18 protein-coding genes and 1 pseudogene are annotated in these 17044 nt (G+C 53.7%); 10 read left to right on the top strand and 9 right to left on the bottom strand.

What is annotated here, in order from left to right; all coding sequences use genetic code 11:
* Positions 1 to 70: 70 nt before the first annotated feature.
* From JK202_RS16310 to JK202_RS14430, 5 genes and pseudogenes are all read right to left on the bottom strand, one after another.
* Positions 71 to 208: pseudogene (locus tag JK202_RS16310) on the bottom strand (molybdenum cofactor biosynthesis protein); the annotation flags it as partial.
* A gap of 18 nt (positions 209 to 226) precedes the next feature.
* The gene (locus tag JK202_RS14415; RefSeq protein WP_211562100.1) at positions 227 to 2314 is read right to left on the bottom strand and encodes a S46 family peptidase; all 2088 of its coding nucleotides are present in this window, start codon (positions 2312 to 2314) and stop codon (positions 227 to 229) included.
* A 374-nt stretch (positions 2315 to 2688) separates the two neighbouring features.
* The gene (gene thrS / locus JK202_RS14420) at positions 2689 to 4557 is read right to left on the bottom strand and encodes a threonine--tRNA ligase (protein ID WP_211562102.1); all 1869 of its coding nucleotides are present in this window, start codon (positions 4555 to 4557) and stop codon (positions 2689 to 2691) included.
* Between the two features lie 40 nt (positions 4558 to 4597).
* Positions 4598 to 5173, bottom strand: coding sequence for a transcriptional repressor (locus JK202_RS14425; protein WP_346343597.1), 576 nt, complete (start codon positions 5171 to 5173; stop codon positions 4598 to 4600).
* Positions 5092 to 5799: a DUF1826 domain-containing protein gene (locus JK202_RS14430; RefSeq protein WP_211562104.1), complete on the bottom strand. Its 708-nt coding sequence runs from the start codon at positions 5797 to 5799 to the stop codon at positions 5092 to 5094. The genes JK202_RS14425 and JK202_RS14430 overlap by 82 nt, the downstream gene beginning before the upstream one ends.
* An 81-nt stretch (positions 5800 to 5880) precedes the next feature.
* Here JK202_RS14430 and folE point away from each other — a divergent pair, with 81 nt between their 5' ends.
* The 5 genes from folE to JK202_RS14455 are packed head-to-tail and all read left to right on the top strand — an operon-like array spanning position 5881 to position 10019.
* Positions 5881 to 6492: a GTP cyclohydrolase I FolE gene (folE, locus tag JK202_RS14435; protein ID WP_211562105.1), complete on the top strand. Its 612-nt coding sequence runs from the start codon at positions 5881 to 5883 to the stop codon at positions 6490 to 6492.
* Entirely contained in the window at positions 6492 to 6998 is a 507-nt protein-coding gene (gene hisI, locus JK202_RS14440; RefSeq protein WP_211555913.1) for a phosphoribosyl-AMP cyclohydrolase, read from the top strand. Before folE ends, hisI begins: the two co-directional genes overlap by 1 nt.
* Before the next feature lie 13 nt (positions 6999 to 7011).
* Positions 7012 to 8241, top strand: coding sequence for a zinc metallochaperone GTPase ZigA (zigA, locus tag JK202_RS14445; RefSeq protein ID WP_211562119.1), 1230 nt, complete (start codon positions 7012 to 7014; stop codon positions 8239 to 8241).
* A gap of 36 nt (positions 8242 to 8277) precedes the next feature.
* Positions 8278 to 9441, top strand: coding sequence for an S-(hydroxymethyl)glutathione dehydrogenase/class III alcohol dehydrogenase (locus JK202_RS14450; RefSeq protein WP_063904073.1), 1164 nt, complete (start codon positions 8278 to 8280; stop codon positions 9439 to 9441).
* A gap of 17 nt (positions 9442 to 9458) precedes the next feature.
* Entirely contained in the window at positions 9459 to 10019 is a 561-nt protein-coding gene (locus JK202_RS14455; protein WP_062027819.1) for a carbonate dehydratase, read from the top strand.
* A 294-nt stretch (positions 10020 to 10313) separates the two neighbouring features.
* On the opposite strand, the gene JK202_RS14460 is transcribed toward JK202_RS14455, so the two are convergent.
* The 3 genes from JK202_RS14460 to JK202_RS16535 all read right to left on the bottom strand — a co-directional run bounded on the left by JK202_RS14460 (position 10314) and on the right by JK202_RS16535 (position 11832).
* On the bottom strand, positions 10314 to 10616 hold the full coding sequence (locus JK202_RS14460) for a hypothetical protein (RefSeq protein WP_063904072.1): 303 nt from the start codon (positions 10614 to 10616) through the stop codon (positions 10314 to 10316).
* Between the two features lie 9 nt (positions 10617 to 10625).
* A complete protein-coding gene (locus JK202_RS14465) occupies positions 10626 to 11474 on the bottom strand; it encodes an MOSC domain-containing protein (RefSeq protein ID WP_063904071.1) in 849 nt (282 codons plus the stop codon).
* A gap of 181 nt (positions 11475 to 11655) precedes the next feature.
* Positions 11656 to 11832 carry a transposase gene (locus JK202_RS16535; protein WP_077804061.1) on the bottom strand — a complete coding sequence of 59 codons (177 nt, stop codon included), beginning with the start codon at positions 11830 to 11832 and terminating at the stop codon, positions 11656 to 11658.
* A 215-nt stretch (positions 11833 to 12047) separates the two neighbouring features.
* On the opposite strand from JK202_RS16535, the gene JK202_RS14475 reads away from it, so the two are divergent.
* The 3 genes from JK202_RS14475 to JK202_RS14485 are packed head-to-tail and all read left to right on the top strand — an operon-like array spanning position 12048 to position 13974.
* A complete protein-coding gene (locus tag JK202_RS14475; protein WP_063904070.1) occupies positions 12048 to 12758 on the top strand; it encodes a TetR/AcrR family transcriptional regulator in 711 nt (236 codons plus the stop codon).
* Positions 12755 to 13663: an SDR family oxidoreductase gene (locus JK202_RS14480; protein WP_077804063.1), complete on the top strand. Its 909-nt coding sequence runs from the start codon at positions 12755 to 12757 to the stop codon at positions 13661 to 13663. Before JK202_RS14475 ends, JK202_RS14480 begins: the two co-directional genes overlap by 4 nt.
* Before the next feature lie 20 nt (positions 13664 to 13683).
* Positions 13684 to 13974, top strand: coding sequence for a ferredoxin family protein (locus JK202_RS14485; RefSeq protein WP_064275570.1), 291 nt, complete (start codon positions 13684 to 13686; stop codon positions 13972 to 13974).
* Between the two features lie 156 nt (positions 13975 to 14130).
* Here JK202_RS14485 and JK202_RS14490 read toward each other — a convergent pair whose 3' ends face one another.
* The gene (locus JK202_RS14490) at positions 14131 to 15060 is read right to left on the bottom strand and encodes a LysR family transcriptional regulator (protein WP_063904067.1); all 930 of its coding nucleotides are present in this window, start codon (positions 15058 to 15060) and stop codon (positions 14131 to 14133) included.
* A 230-nt stretch (positions 15061 to 15290) separates the two neighbouring features.
* On the opposite strand from JK202_RS14490, the gene JK202_RS14495 reads away from it, so the two are divergent.
* Both JK202_RS14495 and JK202_RS14500 read left to right on the top strand, forming a co-directional pair.
* On the top strand, positions 15291 to 16082 hold the full coding sequence (locus JK202_RS14495) for an MBL fold metallo-hydrolase (RefSeq protein WP_346343832.1): 792 nt from the start codon (positions 15291 to 15293) through the stop codon (positions 16080 to 16082).
* Complete coding sequence (locus tag JK202_RS14500) at positions 16079 to 17044, top strand: alpha/beta hydrolase (protein WP_077804065.1); 966 nt, start codon at positions 16079 to 16081, stop codon at positions 17042 to 17044. The genes JK202_RS14495 and JK202_RS14500 overlap by 4 nt, the downstream gene beginning before the upstream one ends.

Consider the following 17044-nt stretch of genomic DNA (forward strand, 5'->3'; position numbering starts at 1 on the left):
ACCTTACCCATAAAACCCGTCCTCGTTCAGGCCAGATGATAGCTTATCGCCCTGTCCGAAAAATGGGGACCACCTCTGACCTATCCACAAGAACATGCCCTGCTTCTGTGACTCTGTCGGCCAAGATCTTACCGGAAATGTCGGTTTCTAAATTCCGACTATCCGAAATGGTGAGAATTGCAATCCGAACGGGTATAGAGTTGTTCAAGTTATTATCTTTCTACTTTTATTCCGGACGCGACTTTAGCTTCCCCGACTCAAGTTCATCCGCAAGAGCATCAGCGTGATACACTGTCCTCAACGCAGCCATGATGGCACTTGTATCCGTGGAAACAGCACGATTGCGCTCGATGTCGTAATAAAGATCGCCCGCCAGGCTATCGAGGTTACCGTCAAAAATCAGGCCAACGACATCGCCTTGACGGTTAATAACAGGGGAGCCTGAATTGCCGCCGACAATGTCATTGGTCGACACATAATCAAGCTTCGTAGAGAGGTTTAGATGTGGCTTCGCATCCAACCAGACTTGCGGCAGACGGAACGGATCACTGCCCGTTGCATGTTTGTACATCCCTGCAAAATCCGTGAAGGGTGCAATGGCCTTTGCGCCATCCTGGAAGCCTTTAACCGTGCCGTAAGACAGTCGCGGCGAGAACGTGGCATCCGGATAAAGTGTATCAGCCTTTCCTTCTGCCTGAGCACGCGCGAACTGGGCCCGTGCAATCGTACCCTGGGCTTCGTGCATCGGTGCTTCAATCTGGTCACGGCTGCGATTGCGGATCGTGTCCAGAACCAGCTGTAAGTGACGTGCCAGAACGATCATTGGATCTTTGGATGCTTCAATGGCCTTGACGCCACCTTTGTAAAGCGCAAGACGCTCTGCGGGATCCGCCAGTTTCGTGCCCTGTATCAGTTCTACGGCGCGCTCATCCGGGCTTTTTGTTCCCAGAATCAGATGGACCGCTGCATCATCCTCACCGAGTATCTGGCGCATGGTCGTCATACCTAACGCCAAAGTCGTAGTTTCCAATTCAGTATGCACCGGCACTTTCGCAGCGATCTCGGTTTCAAGTGCGGCTAATTCCGCCTCATGGTAACCGGCCCGACGCTCTGTATCTGGCTTCTTTCGTTCATACGCCGCTGACACCAGCATAACAGCGTCCCCCAGCAGACCATGGACTGTGCGTGTTATGGCATAATCATGCACATAATACTGACGCTGCACAGCAAGAGCGGCTTCTACTTTTTTGTACGGCTCACCATAAGTCTTGCGACGTTCTGCATCTGCGTCAATCCACGCCTGAAGGGCTTGATCTTCCGCCTCGCGCTTTTCTATCACTTCAGGTTCACGCAAAGCCTTTGCTGTACCAGACAGAGATTTCAGTGCGTTCTGAACACCGAAAAGCGTGTTCTGTGCGTCAATCAGATGGGTCTTGCTTTCTCTGGAATATTGCCACAGCGCTCCTTCAAGGGTCGAATAGGCAGCAATAATGGTTGGCAGGCTGACATCTCGTTGAAATGTCAAGGCGCTGGCCGGAAGGGACCGTTGTGTGCGTCCTGGGTTTCCGGATGTGAAGACCAGATCACCAGCCTTGGGGCCCTTTGGATCGAATTTAAAAAACGGCGTATGAACCGGCTTGCCGTCTTCAAACACCCGCAGCATCGATAGATCAATATCATAACGCGGGAATGTAAAGTTATCGGGATCACCACCAAAGAATGCTATATCCTGATCAGGCGCCATCACGAGACGGACATCCTGATAACGGCGGTAGCGATAAAGCGCCGTCTGTCCACCATGATAGAGTGTCACGACATCGCAACGCCAGTGTGAGGCATCACCCACCGCGCATTCCTTGGTCAGGACACTATTGGCAACCTGCAAAGCCTTGGCATATTCCGCGCCATGTTTTCCTGCGGTCATTTCTGCGACACGACCCGTTACATCTTTCACCTGATCCAGACGATCCAGTTCCATCCCCGGACACTGAGGCTCTTTTGAGACCTCTCGAGCCGAGAAACCATCATGGAAATAATCGTGATTTTTATCAGACAGATCCGTGAGACACGTATTGGCACAATGATGATTTGTCATCACCAAACCATCACCTGATACGAACGAGGCAGAGCAGCCTTCCGCCAAGCGTGCCGAAGACTGAATGACATGATTAATCCATTCTACAGAGGGTTCAAACCCATATTGCTGCTTCATCTGACGCACAGGCAAATGATCAAACGTCCACATGCCTTCTTCAGCCTGAGCGGATCCAATAAACGCAGGGATAACCGCAAACAAAATTGATTTTTTTCTCATAAATAAACCCAACTAAAAGACCTTAAAGATACGTTAATATAAATTTTCTTAACGTTTTACATTGTAATAATTCCCGTTCCTTGTTTAACGAGTCGTAGTTTGTTGATTCGCGTCGAAAAATTTTATTTTCGGTGGCAACAAATACGTTATAACATAACGAATAGCCCTACCTCTCAATGTTCGTCAAGCATGAGACTAACGCATTCGATCCCAGACTTAAGTTGCGTAGAAATAATCAAGCGTTTCTGTGTATCGATTAGGCTTTCGAAATCGACGTCGGGAAGTAGTTAGAAATTCAGGAATTATTATAAATATTGTTCGTATAATAATTTATCCCGATGATGACTCACAACCAAAGAAATCGTATCTACAAGCTAAAAGACTTGTGCCAAACGAGACTCCGATGCTTTGGAGATTAAATTGATAGCGGAGTCCATATCCAACATTGGTGTTTCTGAGCTTCCATATTCCCGGATAGACACGGTGCCTGCCTGTGCTTCCTTCTTCCCGACGATCAGCAACATGGGTACTTTCGCGAGGCTGTGTTCGCGGATTTTGTAAGCGATTTTTTCATTGCGCAAATCGGGCTCTGCTCGGACTCCACGTTGGCGGAGCGCTTTAATCAGATCGACTGCGTAATCGTTCGCAGCGCCGGTGATTGTTGCCACCACGACCTGAATGGGTGCAAGCCAGAAAGGCAGGTGGCCGGCATGGTGTTCAAGGAGAATGCCGATGAAACGTTCAAGCGAACCGAACAGGGCGCGATGCAGCATGACGGGCGGATGTTTTTCTCCATCCGCGCCAATATAATGCGCGTCCAGACGCTGAGGCAGATTGAGATCGACCTGAACGGTACCGCACTGCCAGTCCCGGCCGATTGCATCACGCAGTACGAACTCCAGCTTGGGACCGTAAAAAGCGCCTTCTCCTGGATTGCGTGTGTAGGAGAGGCCTGAAGCTTCGACCCCGCGCTGTAACGCTTCCTCCGAGCGATCCCAGATCTCGTCCGATCCGACACGTTTGTCAGGCCGGTCGGAAAATTTGATACGGACATCTTCAAAACCGAAGTCCTTATAGATCGAAAGCACGAGATGGCAGATCCGCTGCGTCTCGGCCTCCATCTGTTCCGGTGTGCAGAAAATATGTGCGTCATCCTGCGTGAATGCACGTACGCGCATCAGGCCATGCAACGCTCCTGACGGTTCAAAGCGATGGACTTTGCCGAATTCGGCCATCCGCAGGGGCAGGTCGCGATAGCTCTTCAGGCCTTGGCGGAAAACCTGCACGCCACCAGGACAGTTCATGGGTTTGAGGGCATAGATGCGCCCTTCGGTTTCGGTGGTGAACATGTTCTCCCCGAATTTTTCCCAATGGCCGGAGGCCTGCCAGAGCGACAGATCCATGATGTCGGGTGTATTGATCTCCACATAGTTCTCGGCCTTCTGACGTTCGCGCAGATAAGCGAGCAGGGTCTGGAACAGTGTCCAGCCGTTCGGATGCCAGAACACCGCGCCTGGAGCTTCGGCCTGGAAATGGAACAGATCCATCTCGCGCCCGAGACGACGATGATCACGCCGTGCTGCTGCTTCCTGACGCTGCTCCCACGCGGCGAGTTCGTCGGCATCACGACAGGCCGTTCCGTGAATCCTCTGCAGCATTGGATTGCTGCGATCACCTTTCCAGTAGGCACCAGCCGTACCGAGAAGTCGAAAGGCGTGTCCGATCTGTCCTGTGCTGACGAGATGTGGCCCTCGGCAGAGATCGACGAAGTTGCCTTGTCGATAAAAGCTCAGGGTGGCATCAGCAGGCAGGGACATGATGATCTCGGCCTTGTAGGGCTGTCCATTCTCCCTGCACCAGGACAGCGCTCTCTCGCGATCCCATTCTTCCCTGACGATTGTTTCATCACGATCAATGATCTCGTGCATGCGGGATTCGATCCGGATGAGGTCGTCATCAGTAAAAGCGTGCTCAGCCGCGAAATCGTAGAAAAATCCCTGCTCCGTGGCGGGTCCTGTCGCGAGCGCGGTATTGGGAAACAGTTCACTGACGGCCTGCGCAAGGACATGCGCTGTGTCATGGCGGATCAGGGAAAGCGCCTCAGTGTCTGAACGGAAGACAGGATCAGCCAGTTGGTCACCAGCTGTGGACGAGAGATCGTTGATAATTCCGTCCACACGGCAGGCAAGCATATCCTTTGGTTGATGGGATGAAGGACGGGAAGAGATGGTGGTCGATAACATGAGAGAGCCTTAACGGAGAAGAGCGGCGAGGGGCCGCGGTTCATTTGGGCGCGCGGGTCGGAAGCTTGTGCTTTTGTTGTGTCGGCAAGAAAGACGGGCAGACGCTGCATCGTGCGCAGACGCCCTGGACTTCGATGACCCGATGCCGGACCTGAAATCCAAGGGTCTCGGCCGCAGCGTCGATCAATTGACAGGATAGTGTATTTTCCACTGCTTGCGCGGCACCACACTGGTCGCAGATACAGTAGACAAGGCGAGAGGGGTCGTTTGCCCGGATCCGCACGAAGGCATTTCGGCTTTCGAGCCGCCCCACCAATCCGCTGGCGATCAGCTTTCCGAGAGCTCGATAAATCATAGTCGGGGCGATTCGTCGGCAATCCGGATGACTGACACACCGAAGGATGTCGTAAGCCGAGAGTGGCACATTTGCCCTCGTCAGCACGTCGAGCACATCATTCCGTAAAGCCGTGGCCCGCCTTTTGAAGGCATCGCAACCTTGATGTGCGTCGCGAGACGACGGCATGACACGCTCTATCATCGGGAAATTGTATCCATCACGAGGACCGGCCCAGGCCTTGTACCGTTTGCGATATTTGCCGGGAGACGATGAAGGCATCCGGGTTTGCCTTCAGCCGCCCCTTTAATGAACGCTACTGCGAACGGTGTCAGGGTACTGACAATACCACTCTTTGGATTTTGACTGCCGCACCACTCTGGTCCGGCGCTTCCATAGGCGCAGATCAGCCGAAGTGCATCGGGGGGTAACTCGAACGCAGTCTCCTCACGGGATGGCGTTATTAGCTGGATGTGCTGCCGGACGCCTCCTGTCAGCGCACCGAACAGTGCGGATAGGTCCCTGACATCAGTCAGGATGAGCGGAAACCAATCCTGCTGCAAAGCCGGGTTTACAAGGGAATCCGAGATTTCCGAAGGTGTGCCGGCGAGAGTGAAAGCAGATGGGGCTTGTGAGCAGTTTGTGAGAGCTCCTTCCCATGTTTCCGGAATCCGGCGCCCCCACACGACCATATCGACATCCGGTCGCTGCAGATCCATCAAGACTGTCGCGTGGGCACAGGCGACCACATGCGGTGCAAGACGGCCCAGAGTACTGTTTTCCGGTGGGTCGATTGTTGGCGCGGGCCAGCTCTCCATGAATAGTATGGCGCCGAGACTTTCCTCCGGTGCGCGCGCGGGTGGAGTCATATCCGTCGAGACAGGATGTTGCTGTGAGGGAGGGGGCATGGTTCCCGAGCTTGACGATAGGTGGCGAACGTCCTTATGGTTACGTTATAACATAACATAGTCAATAGCAGATAAACCTCAATGGACACACTGATGGACATTCCACGGCAAGTGAGAACCCGGCCGAGCCGTGCTCAGGCGGAAGAGGCGGTGCGAACCCTGCTCGCCTGGACCGGTGACGATCCTGATCGCGAGGGGCTTGTCGATACGCCTGACCGCGTGGTGCGGGCCTATGAGGAGTTTTTCGAGGGATATCAGGACGACCCGGTCGCTCTTCTGGAGCGGACCTTCGAAGAGAGCGGTAACTACAACGAGATGGTGGTGCTACGCGATATCCGTCTGGAATCCCATTGCGAGCATCATATCATTCCGCTGATCGGTAAGGCGCATGTGGCGTATCTGCCCGACAAGCGGGTAGTTGGCATCAGCAAGCTGGCGCGTCTCGTGGACGTCTTCGCCCATCGTCTACAGATCCAGGAAAAACTGACGGCCCAGATCGCGGATACAATCCAGAGCGTGCTTCAACCGCGTGGCGTCGCGGTCGTGATCGACGCGGCTCACCAGTGCATGACCACACGCGGAGTACATAAGCCAGGCGTGAGTATGGTGACTAGCCGCCTGCTGGGCGAGTTCGAGACGTCGGAATCTCTGCGGCGCCAGTTCTTCACCATGGCGGGAATGGGTGGCGTGTGATGGGCACAACTGTATCTTCTGTGTCCACGGCATTTGGGTCGCGCGTCTCAATTGAGCAGGTCGAGGAGGGGAGCGATCTCGCCCCACGTTTCGACGCCAGCGGACTGCTGACCGTGGTCACAACGGACGCAGAAAGCGGTGATGTCATGATGGTTGGCGTCATGAACGCAGAGGCGCTCGCACGCACTATCGCAACCCGTGAGGCGCATTACTGGAGCCGGAGCCGTCAGTGTCTCTGGCGAAAGGGCGCCACGAGCGGGCTGGTCCAGCATGTCCTCGAAATGCGGATCGACGACGATCAGGACGCGATCTGGCTGCGCGTTCACACTGCGGGCACAGGAGCGAACTGCCATGTGGGTTATCGAAGCTGTTTTTATCGGCGTGTTGATCTCACTTCTGAGGAAGGCATTCCGTCATCATCGGCAGCACTCCTCTTTTGCGAAACGCACAAAATATTCGATCCGCTCGCCGTCTATGGCGACGCCCCAAACCCGACAAAGCTTTAGAGGAAAAATCCCCATGGATGACCAACTTCCCGTTACCGTGCTGTCCGGCTTTCTTGGCGCGGGAAAGACGACCTTGCTCAATCACGTACTGAATAACCGCCAGGGCTATAAGGTCGCGGTCATCGTGAATGATATGAGCGAGGTCAACATTGACGCCGCTCTGGTGCGCGAGGGCGGCAGCAATCTGTCGCGTACCGATGAAAAGTTGGTTGAAATGACCAATGGCTGCATTTGCTGCACGCTCCGCGACGATTTGTTGCAGGAAGTACGGAGGCTCGCAGAGGAGCGGAAATTCGATTATCTGCTCATTGAATCTACAGGCATTGCGGAACCGCTGCCCGTAGCCGCAACGTTTGAGTTTCGTGACGAGAGTGGCGTCAGCCTGAGCGATATCGCACGGCTGGATACGATGGTGACGGTCGTTGATGCGGTCAATCTCCTGCGCGATTATTCTTCCAGCGATTTCCTGAAGGATCGGGGTGAAACGGCCGGGGAGGACGACGAGCGTACCCTGGTCGATCTGCTCGTCCAGCAGATCGAGTTTGCGGATATCGTGGTGATCAACAAAGTCTCCACCGCTACACCGGATCAGGTTGATGCGGCGAGGCAGATCATTCGTGCGTTGAATTCGGACGCTGATATCATTGAGACCGACATGGGGTCTGTTCCTGTTGAGCGGATCCTGAATACAGGCCGTTTCGATTACGACAAGGCACATCAGCATCCGTTGTGGTTCAAGGAACTTTACGGCTTTTCCAGCCATGTTCCTGAAACAGACGAATATGGCATCCGTAATTTTGTCTATCGTGCGCGCCGTCCGTTCCAACCAGCGGAATTCCAGGCCTTCCTTGATCGGAGCTGGCCTGGCGTCGTACGCGCCAAGGGCCATTTCTGGTTAGCTACGCGCCCGGACTGGGTAGGTGGAATGAGTCAGGCTGGAGCTCTGGTTCGAAGCGAGGCGATGGGGCTGTGGTGGGCGGCGATCCCGAAAAATCAGTGGCCGGATACTGATCAGTGGCGGGACTTCGTATTGGGAAACTGGGATCCGGTCTTCGGCGACCGTCGTCAGGAAATCGTCTTCATCGGCAATGGAGATATGGATGAATCCGGACTTCGGCAGGAACTTGATGCCTGTCTTGTTCCAGATCTCGGAGACACCCCTTTTGAGCCGTCACGCTATGCACGCCTCCCTGATCCCTTTCCGCTTTGGCGTCGCCAGTCGGAAAGCCTTGAGTTGGCCTGAACGAATTACCACACGCTATTATTGAGGAATATTTTCATGAAAACCCGAGCTGCAATTGCGTGGGAACCTAACATGCCGCTTGAGATCGATCTGGTTGATCTCGAAGGCCCGAAAGACGGCGAGGTTCTGGTCCGTATCGTGACCACGAGCCTGTGTCATACGGATATGTTTACCCTGTCGGGACATGATCCGGAAGGACGTTTTCCATGTATTCTTGGTCACGAGGGGGTGGGGATCGTCGAGGATGTGGGTAAAGGTGTTACCTCTGTCGCTCCGGGTGATCATGTCATTCCGCTCTATATTCCCGAAGACCCGAACTGCCCGATGATCCGTTCGGGCAAAACCAATCTCTGCTCGACTATCCGCGAGACACAGGCGCTCGGTCTGATGCCAGACGGCACCAGCCGTTTTTCATATAAGGGCCGCCAGATCTTTCATTACATGGGCACCAGCACGTTCAGCGAGTACACCGTGCTGCCCGAAATTGCCGTGGCGAAGATCACCAAAGAGGCGCCGCTTGCGAAAGCCAGCGTCATGGGGTGCGCCGTCCCGACAGGTATGGGAGCCGTGCGGAACGCCGCGAAAGTGGAAGCGGGATCGACTGTGGCCGTCTTTGGTCTCGGTGCGATCGGCATGGCCGTCATTCAGGGGGCTGTCATGGCCGGTGCTGCAAGGATCATCGGCATCGACACCAATCCGGCGAAGTTCCTGCTGGCCCGAAATCTGGGGGCGACCGATCTCGTCAATCCGACCGATCATACCGATCCAATCCAGAAAGTTATCGTGGAGATGACGGGTGGCGGCGTGGATTATTCCTTTGAGGCGATCGGTCGGGTCGATGTCATGCGAGCGGCCCTTGAGTGTTGCCATAAAGGCTGGGGTGAATGCACAGTCATCGGTGTCGCTGGGGCTGGCGAGGAGATCTCGACGCGGCCTTTCCAGCTGATCACGGGACGGGTCTGGCGGGGCACGGCCTTTGGGGGGGTAAAAGGGCGTTCGCAGTTACCCGGTATGGTCGATGAATGGCTAGCGGGGAAGTTTAGCGTTGACCCTTACATCACCCACAACATGACTCATGATCGGATCAATACGGCATTTGACCTTCTGCATCGGGGAGAGGCCATTCGTTCTGTCATGCACTATCAGCCAGGCGAAACCCTGTCGAATAACCTGCCCGGCAAAATTCTGACCGATCTTTAAGGAGACGAAACGTGGCTATGCTGAGACCTAATCCACGTGGTGATTTTCCCGTGGTTTCTGAAAGCGCCTTTGTCGATCCGACCGCGATCCTGTGCGGTCATGTGATTGTCGAGGACAATGTGTTCATCGGTCCTTATGCTGTTATTCGTGCCGATGAAGCCGATGAAAATGGCCATGTCGAGCCCATCCTGATCGGGAGTGGATCAAACATTCAGGATGGTGTTGTCATCCACTCGAAAGACGGCGCGGCCGTGACGATCGGGTCGCGCACGTCCATTGCACATCGCTCGATCATTCACGGTCCCTGCGCTGTTGGAGACGAGGTATTCATTGGCTTCAATTCCGTGATCTTCAACTGCACGGTCGAGCGTGGCTGCGTTGTGAGGCATAATTCCGTTGTCGAAGACTGCGTCTTGCCGGAGCAGTTTTATATTCCGTCCACGACAACAATTCATTCGAATACAGATCTATTGACGATTACGCAGGTCACTCAGGATGCGACGGCATTTTCTGAGAGCGTCGCGGAGATGAATGTTAGTCTGGCACACTCCTATCGACGTATAGCCAATCAACTTTAAAACTTCCGTCAAGGGACGCAATTAAAGAGGTACGAACCAATTTTGGCTGAATGGGGACCTTATTCTCCTGGAAAAACCGGAGGGTTTTTAGAGCCCTCCGGTTTGTCGGTTCGGTGAACACCACGGGCGCCAGGAAATCCAGTTGGAACCGCATATCTGGCGATCATCTGCTAAGTGGACACTATCGTACCATGAGCAGTGGCCCACGAGGTTTTGCCTGACACGCCAGGATGTAGCCCGCCTTCTTGTCTGCCGCCGATAGACCGACTTCGCAACCGGTTGTGATGGTGCCTTTTATGAGCTTGACTTTGCAGTGTAGGTTGTGCCCGATAGCGAGAAGCTGATCGGATATTCCTTGGTGTCCGGCAGGTTATCTCCGTGCGACAGAACGCCGCCGAACGATTCACAGGCGATCCGTTCAGGTGAAGTCCCGAGTTCATCACACAATACAAGCGCCGCGGCGACCATAGCAACTGGGCCGCAAATACGCATATGATGATCGGCGATAAAACGGAAGGGAAGCCGTTCACCTACCAGCGGGCGTCGTCTGAACGAACGGATATCTGGCGTTTCGGCTCGCACGTGAATGATATACATGGTGCCCGCTCAGAATCCTGCGGGGCGTTTGTTTTCTTCCAACGCCGTGCATGCCGCTGCATTGTTATACGTTGTAACGATATCGTTCAGTGCGATCCTTGTGTTAACGCCGGTGCGTGCAGACCGAGTATTGATCGCTACACGAAAAAAATGATTAAAGCGCGCGGGATTAGACCATGCCGGCTGCGTCCGGCGCCTGTACTCTGCGAAGCGGCGGGCAAAAGCATTGTCTCTCTGACCAGTTAGCGGATCGCGAGACGGCACGACACAACGCTGACAGGGGTTTATTCCCAACCACTCTGTGCCACCAAGGTGAAACTCGACTTCGTCTCCAAGTCCTCCGAACAGTGCATCTTCCCAAAAAGCCGGGACGCCCCCGATCTCGATATTGGTCCGAAAGCGGGCCCGAACTTGCTCGACTGGCAACCCGAACCATATTCCAATCGTCTCTAGCGTCGCAACGCTGATGATAGTCGGACCAGGCGAATCCGTATCATCAGGATGTCCCGTAGTGGTATCCGCCCGAAGGTGGACTGGAAAACCGAAAAACCGACTTAGCCATGCCTCTATTGGTCTTGCAGTGCCATCAAGATTGAACAGAACAGTAGGCAGACCTCGACCAGAGTCATCTCGTAGGCTTACGGTCCGTTTATCAAGATCGAAACCAGCGCGGATGCGATGAATCTCTGCGTGGTTCTTGCCGTTAACCACACGCCCCTGTGCGTCAAATAGAGCCCAGCACCGGTCGTCTGCCAAGGCCCCGCTAGTAAGAACCCGCGCATTTGTGACTTCCACCGGATCCAATGATTTAATCGGAAAGATCAGAATGCGGGAGATAAACGGAACCGATCTGGTCATTTTTCATAATCTCGCGAGGAAATTTCAGATGTTAGAAACTATGTTGGAGCGGCGGATCTAATACGTCATGGCAGCCTTGTTTTGAGGACTGTATTGGTGATTGCAATGAGACGCCGTACGATAGCGACGATCACCAGTTTGTGTGGTTTACCCGATTGTTTCATGGGTTTGGAAACATCTTTCAGAAGGGTTTATGGCACGCAGTTGCCAATCCTGCCTGAAACAGGGGCTGACGGAGAAATCTTCCTCCCCTTGAAATGACACGTTTTCTATGCATCACGCCATTGTCATGAGCCATTGGTGCAAGTCCGGCCATGGCAGAGGCTTCTGTTGCCAGAATACGATCAAGTCCTGGCATTTCAAACGGATAGTGTTTCTTTTTCTAACTGATCCTGGCCACTCGGCCCCTCTGTTCTGACGTCGACATCCAAGGCTTGAATCACATCAGACCGATTTTCCAAACAGACTCTCAAGCCGTCGATGCCCGCCCGAGCCTGATCTTATACGGAAAAATGGAATAAGCGCTTGAATATAAGTGAGCGTTCACTTACCTTACTTCCGTAAGGAGAACCCATGCCGACCTCACGCCGTTCCAGATTGTCCGCGACTGACCGCAAGCAGGCCATCCTGTCCGCTGCAGCTCCCATTTTCGCCCGGCTCGGTCGGGACGGTGCGACGACCAAGGAAATCGCCAGAGCCGCTGGTGTTTCCGAAGCTTTGCTTTATCGGCACTTTACCAGCAAGGACGTGCTTTATGCGGCGCTTGAAACTCACTGCGTTGAAGCGAATGCAGTTGGCAGCCGTATTCTCGCCGAGGCGACGCCTTCGACTGAAACATTGGTCATGGGTGTTGCCATACTCGTACACGCGGTGTTTCCCGGGATTGGCGATGCGCAGTCTCACGAAGACACCAAACGCCTTGTGACGGCCAGCCTGCTTGGCGATGGCCAGTTCGCAAAGGCGTTCCTCGACCAGCATGTAAAGCCGTGGGTCAGCGTTTTTTCGCAATCATTCAGGGCGGCTCAAGACGCGGGAGACGTCGAATCTGGCATTCATATCGGTCATGCAGAGATATGGTTCGTCCATCATCTAGCGAATACTTTGCATCTCATCAGCCTGCCCGACATCACGGTCGTTGAATACGGCATCACACGAGACAAGCTGGTCGAGAACACTATCCGGTTTCTGTTGCGCGGGCTCGGCCTCCAGAACGCCGTCATAGACCGGCATTACGACCCGAAAAAACTCAAGATGATCATTATATCAATGGATCAGAAAATATGATGGAACCGATCAGGACTATAGGCGTCATCGGTGCAACGGGGCGGCTTGGCGCGCCAGTTGCAGCGGAACTGGCAAAACATTTTCAGGTGAGGGCAATCGTTCGTTCGCCAGACAAAGCTCGGAGGATACTGCCGCCTAATGTCGAAATCGCCCAGGCAGATCTGCGGGACATTGCGGGGTTGCACAAGGCGCTCGACGGGGTGGATGCGCTCTATCTCAACCTTGCGACCGACACGGCGGATTTGACGCTTCCCTTCTACGAAGAGAGGGAGGGTGTGCGGAACTTGATGAGCGCCATCAAAGGGTTGAATATTAATTATATTGCTAAAATCGGTGCTCTGGGCGCCTATCCTCCCGCGCTCAACACTATCAGACATAACATCGTGCCCAATATTATTCGGATGGAAGGGCACAAAATCATCGCGGATTCCGGTATTCGTCATACGTTTTTCGCGCCGACCCATTTCATGGACCTGCTCCCAAATATGATCAGCGGTCGAGCGCTCCAGTGGATCGGGAATACACACATCAAAATCTGGTGGATCAGCTCCGCCGATTATGCGCGCTGGGTGATTGAGGCGTTTCAGAATCCTGAGGCAATGCCTGTACATTGCCCCGTACAGGGGCCGGAAGCGATCTCCGTCAGGCAGGCGCTGGAGCGGTTTGTCCGAAATTATGATCCGACACTTAAAATTCGCGTGGCTCCACTTTGGATCATGCGGATGATCGGTCTTTTTAATCCGAAAATGAAGTTCGTCGCGCATTTGTTTGCGTATTTCGGGGATCACGAAGATCCGTTCTATGCCGAAAAAATCTGGCAGGAACTGGGCAAGCCCACAACGACGCTCGAGATGTTCGCGCAGGAGCTGCGGCAAAGTCGGCATTTACAACAAGGCGCGAAATGAGCGGGTCAGGGAATAAAGCGATGATCACACCTAAATGTCTGAAAGACGGCCAAACAGGACGGGTCATGCCGGTCGTAGACTTTAATCGCTGTGAGGGAAAAGACGCCTGCGTCGCCGTATGTCCTTACGACGTGTTTGAAGTGCGCAAGATCGATCCGTCCGATTATCGCGATCTTTCATTTGTGGGCAAAATCAAGAGCTATGTCCACGGAGGGATGGTCGCCTATACCCCGCATGCTGATCAATGCCGTGCTTGTGGTTTGTGTGTGAAAGCATGTCCTGAGCGCGCAATCAAATTGGTAAAAATTTGACGTTCATACAAAGATGACTGCGCATTTTTTTCTATAATCAGAATTTCTGCTGATGTAAGTCGTCATGACTCCTCGTGCTTTGGGGAAGCTATGACAGCCTATCTCTTTCTGGAGAGATTTATCTGTCATAGCTATTTTGAGCGCCCATTAAAAATCTCACTTTACATGACTACCCAATACTGATGCGACAGCATCGCGCAGCCATACTGCGGCAGGATCACGATCACTCCGGGCTGACCAGATCATCGATACTGCCGGGATACGCAAGTTCAGTGGAACGGGACGGATCGTTAAACCGAAATGCGCGGCATGTTGCTGAGCGATCCGGCTGGGAAGCGTAGCCAGAACGGGGGCGGCTGCTGCGGCAGCAAGTGCCGTCAGAAAATCTGATGCAGCGAGGACCACGTTGAGTTCCTGACCAATCTGCATCAGTGCGTCTGACAGGCATCCCTGGATGTCATCTTTCAGCGTCATGAGAACATGGGGCAATGCAAGATAACGCTCAACCGTGATTGGAGCATCCGGATCGATCAGCTTCGGGTTGAAGCAGCAGACGAGAGACTGCTCATACAACGATACCCCACAATGGCGTTCCAAACCGAAATCAAAACACCCAACTGCGATATCCAGCGCCCCCGTATCCAGTAATGTATAGACCTCACTCCGAGGAGATCCACGTGACAGCAGTCGTATTCCAGGTGCATGCCGTTGCAAATAGGCCGTCAGTTTAGGCATCAGAAAGACTTCAAGTTCGGACGAAAAGCCGAAACGAAAGATGCGCTGTTCCGTCGCAGGATCAAATTGTTCCTCAGACATCAGGATGTGCTGAGCCTGCCTTAACAACTCCGCAACATGTGACGCCATGGTTGACGCTTTGGCGGTCGGTTGCATGACAGCACCGGTTCTGACGAGCACATCATCGTCCAGTAACATTCGGAGGGTGGCGAGTGCATGGCTCATTGCGGGTTGTTGAATGCGAAGGCGTCGTGCCGCCTTTGTGACGCTGCGTTCTGAAACGAGGGCGTCGAAAGCAATCAGAAGATTGAGATCGAAGGAACGAAGATTGAAATGATCAATGGGTTTCATATTTCAAATCGATTTGTATGATGTTTGCGCGCACCCTAACGTCTGATGCGACGTAAAACAATCGTATTGAGTCAATCATGGCAGCAGCTTTTCAAGTGGGTGACGCCCGTGTCACGCGTATTCCCGAACTTCATTGGGATAACGCGCGCCCTCACAAACTGTATCCGGATATCGACGCTGAGGCACTTGCAATATTCGGTCCGTATTTGACGCCAGGATCATTTAACCCCGTGACCGGTGGGCTCGCGCAGGGAACTCATGCGTGGCTTGTTCAGGTTTCTGGTCTCAATATCCTGGTTGATACCGCCACAGGAAACGACAAGCCGTTACCTGCCGCACCGGCACTGGATCATCTGCATACGTCGTTTCTCGAACATCTTGCAGCCGCAGGCGTACAACCGGAGCAGGTTGATACCGTTCTGCATACGCATATTCATGCCGATCATGTTGGATGGAATACGCGTTTGCACAACGGAAAATGGGTGCCGACCTTTCCGAAAGCCCGTCATGTTTTCTCAGTGATTGAGGCCCGATACGGCGCCAGCAATGACGGTATTGACCCTGCTCCAGACCTACCTCCAGAGATCTTAGGGCGCCCGGACCATCGCCCACTCCCACGTGTCTATACAGACAGCATGCTCCCCGTTATCGAAGCCGGGCTGGGAGAGGCGATTATCATCGACGGTCAAGATCTTCTTGCAGGTTTCTCTTTTCATCCGACCCCTGGGCACAGCATCGATCATGCCTCGATCCGGCTGCGGTCGGATGGTGAAGACGCGTGGTTTACAGGAGATGTCATGCACCATCCTCTGCAGGTTTATCGTCCGGATCTGCGGTCCGTTTACTGCGAATTCGTTCAGCCTGCCGAGCGCTCGCGGCAGTGGTTTCTTGGAGAAGCGGCTGAAAGCGGGAGTCTCTGCTTTACCAGTCATTTCGCGGAAACGGGTGCCGGATATGTCAGGCGTCGTCCAGAAGGTTTTGCATGGGAATTTGCGCAACTAAATGTAGGAGACGCCAGATGACAAATCTGCTTATGGAAAACCTGTTCATTCCGAGTGATACGGACAATATCTCGCTTCATCTGCGCCATAAACGACGTGCAGACATCCAGATATTTGGTTCACAGCGCACTATCTTGCTGATGCATGGCGCGACGTTGCCGGCAGAAAGTCTTTTCGATGTTCCTGTTGGGGAGGGGGCATTCATGGATGTTCTCTCGCGGGAAGGATTTGACGTTTATGCGCTCAACGTGCGGGGCTTCGGAGGATCAACGCGTCCTGATGGAATGGGAGGTGCACCTGAAGCTGCGCTGCCTCAGGTCAGGACCGAAACAGCAGTACGCGATCTGAGTACTGCTGTTGACTATCTTCTCGCAACGCTTGCCATCCCACGTCTTTGCCTGATCGGAATGTCCTGGGGTGGCACGGTTACCGGCGCATATACGGCTGCTCACAATGACAAGGTGGAGAAATTAACGCTGATTGCACCGCAATGGATCAATGACGGGGTTTCTCGTCTGGATCCGGGTGGTCCAGTGCCTGCTTATCGCCGCTTTAATGTTCAGGCATTTCGCCAGCGCTGGCTTGAAGGCGCACCTGAGCAGAAACGCGAAGAGATTCTGCCAGCAGGGTGGTTTGAACAGTGGGCCGCAGTTATTCTTGCGAGCGATCCCGCAGAGCAGGATGGAGTGATCCGGGCGCCTGCGGGTGTCATTCAGGATGTGCGTGACTACTGGTCCGCAGGGAAGGCGTTTTACAGTCCCGAAAAGATCACGGTCCCGGTTCTTCTGCTTCATGCTGAGTGGGATTTGGATGTAACTACTCAGCAGATGGGAAACCTGTTTCCACGTTTTCTCAATGCCCCGTATCGTCGCTGGACGGAGATTGGGGAAGGAACGCATATGGTGGTTATGGAGAGAAACCGATGGCAGGTGCTTGAAGAAATTCTGATCTTCCTGCGGACTGCCCCTCATTCAAAGGGTTAA

This window comes from Gluconobacter sp. Dm-62 (assembly GCF_018256155.1).
GTDB lineage: Bacteria > Pseudomonadota > Alphaproteobacteria > Acetobacterales > Acetobacteraceae > Gluconobacter.

What these genes read in the sequence shown, in the direction of transcription:
- JK202_RS14415 (WP_211562100.1), bottom strand. Translation starts at nt 2,314, where the DNA reads ATGAGAAAAAAATCAATTTTGTTTGCGGTTATCCCTGCGTTTATTGGA.
- thrS (WP_211562102.1), bottom strand. Translation starts at nt 4,557, where the DNA reads ATGTTATCGACCACCATCTCTTCCCGTCCTTCATCCCATCAACCAAAG.
- JK202_RS14425 (WP_346343597.1), bottom strand. Translation starts at nt 5,173, where the DNA reads ATGCCTTCATCGTCTCCCGGCAAATATCGCAAACGGTACAAGGCCTGG.
- JK202_RS14430 (WP_211562104.1), bottom strand. Translation starts at nt 5,799, where the DNA reads ATGCCCCCTCCCTCACAGCAACATCCTGTCTCGACGGATATGACTCCA.
- folE (WP_211562105.1), top strand. Translation starts at nt 5,881, where the DNA reads ATGGACACACTGATGGACATTCCACGGCAAGTGAGAACCCGGCCGAGC.
- hisI (WP_211555913.1), top strand. Translation starts at nt 6,492, where the DNA reads ATGGGCACAACTGTATCTTCTGTGTCCACGGCATTTGGGTCGCGCGTC.
- zigA (WP_211562119.1), top strand. Translation starts at nt 7,012, where the DNA reads ATGGATGACCAACTTCCCGTTACCGTGCTGTCCGGCTTTCTTGGCGCG.
- JK202_RS14450 (WP_063904073.1), top strand. Translation starts at nt 8,278, where the DNA reads ATGAAAACCCGAGCTGCAATTGCGTGGGAACCTAACATGCCGCTTGAG.
- JK202_RS14455 (WP_062027819.1), top strand. Translation starts at nt 9,459, where the DNA reads ATGCTGAGACCTAATCCACGTGGTGATTTTCCCGTGGTTTCTGAAAGC.
- JK202_RS14460 (WP_063904072.1), bottom strand. Translation starts at nt 10,616, where the DNA reads ATGTATATCATTCACGTGCGAGCCGAAACGCCAGATATCCGTTCGTTC.
- JK202_RS14465 (WP_063904071.1), bottom strand. Translation starts at nt 11,474, where the DNA reads ATGACCAGATCGGTTCCGTTTATCTCCCGCATTCTGATCTTTCCGATT.
- JK202_RS16535 (WP_077804061.1), bottom strand. Translation starts at nt 11,832, where the DNA reads ATGCCAGGACTTGATCGTATTCTGGCAACAGAAGCCTCTGCCATGGCC.
- JK202_RS14475 (WP_063904070.1), top strand. Translation starts at nt 12,048, where the DNA reads ATGCCGACCTCACGCCGTTCCAGATTGTCCGCGACTGACCGCAAGCAG.
- JK202_RS14480 (WP_077804063.1), top strand. Translation starts at nt 12,755, where the DNA reads ATGATGGAACCGATCAGGACTATAGGCGTCATCGGTGCAACGGGGCGG.
- JK202_RS14485 (WP_064275570.1), top strand. Translation starts at nt 13,684, where the DNA reads ATGATCACACCTAAATGTCTGAAAGACGGCCAAACAGGACGGGTCATG.
- JK202_RS14490 (WP_063904067.1), bottom strand. Translation starts at nt 15,060, where the DNA reads ATGAAACCCATTGATCATTTCAATCTTCGTTCCTTCGATCTCAATCTT.
- JK202_RS14500 (WP_077804065.1), top strand. Translation starts at nt 16,079, where the DNA reads ATGACAAATCTGCTTATGGAAAACCTGTTCATTCCGAGTGATACGGAC.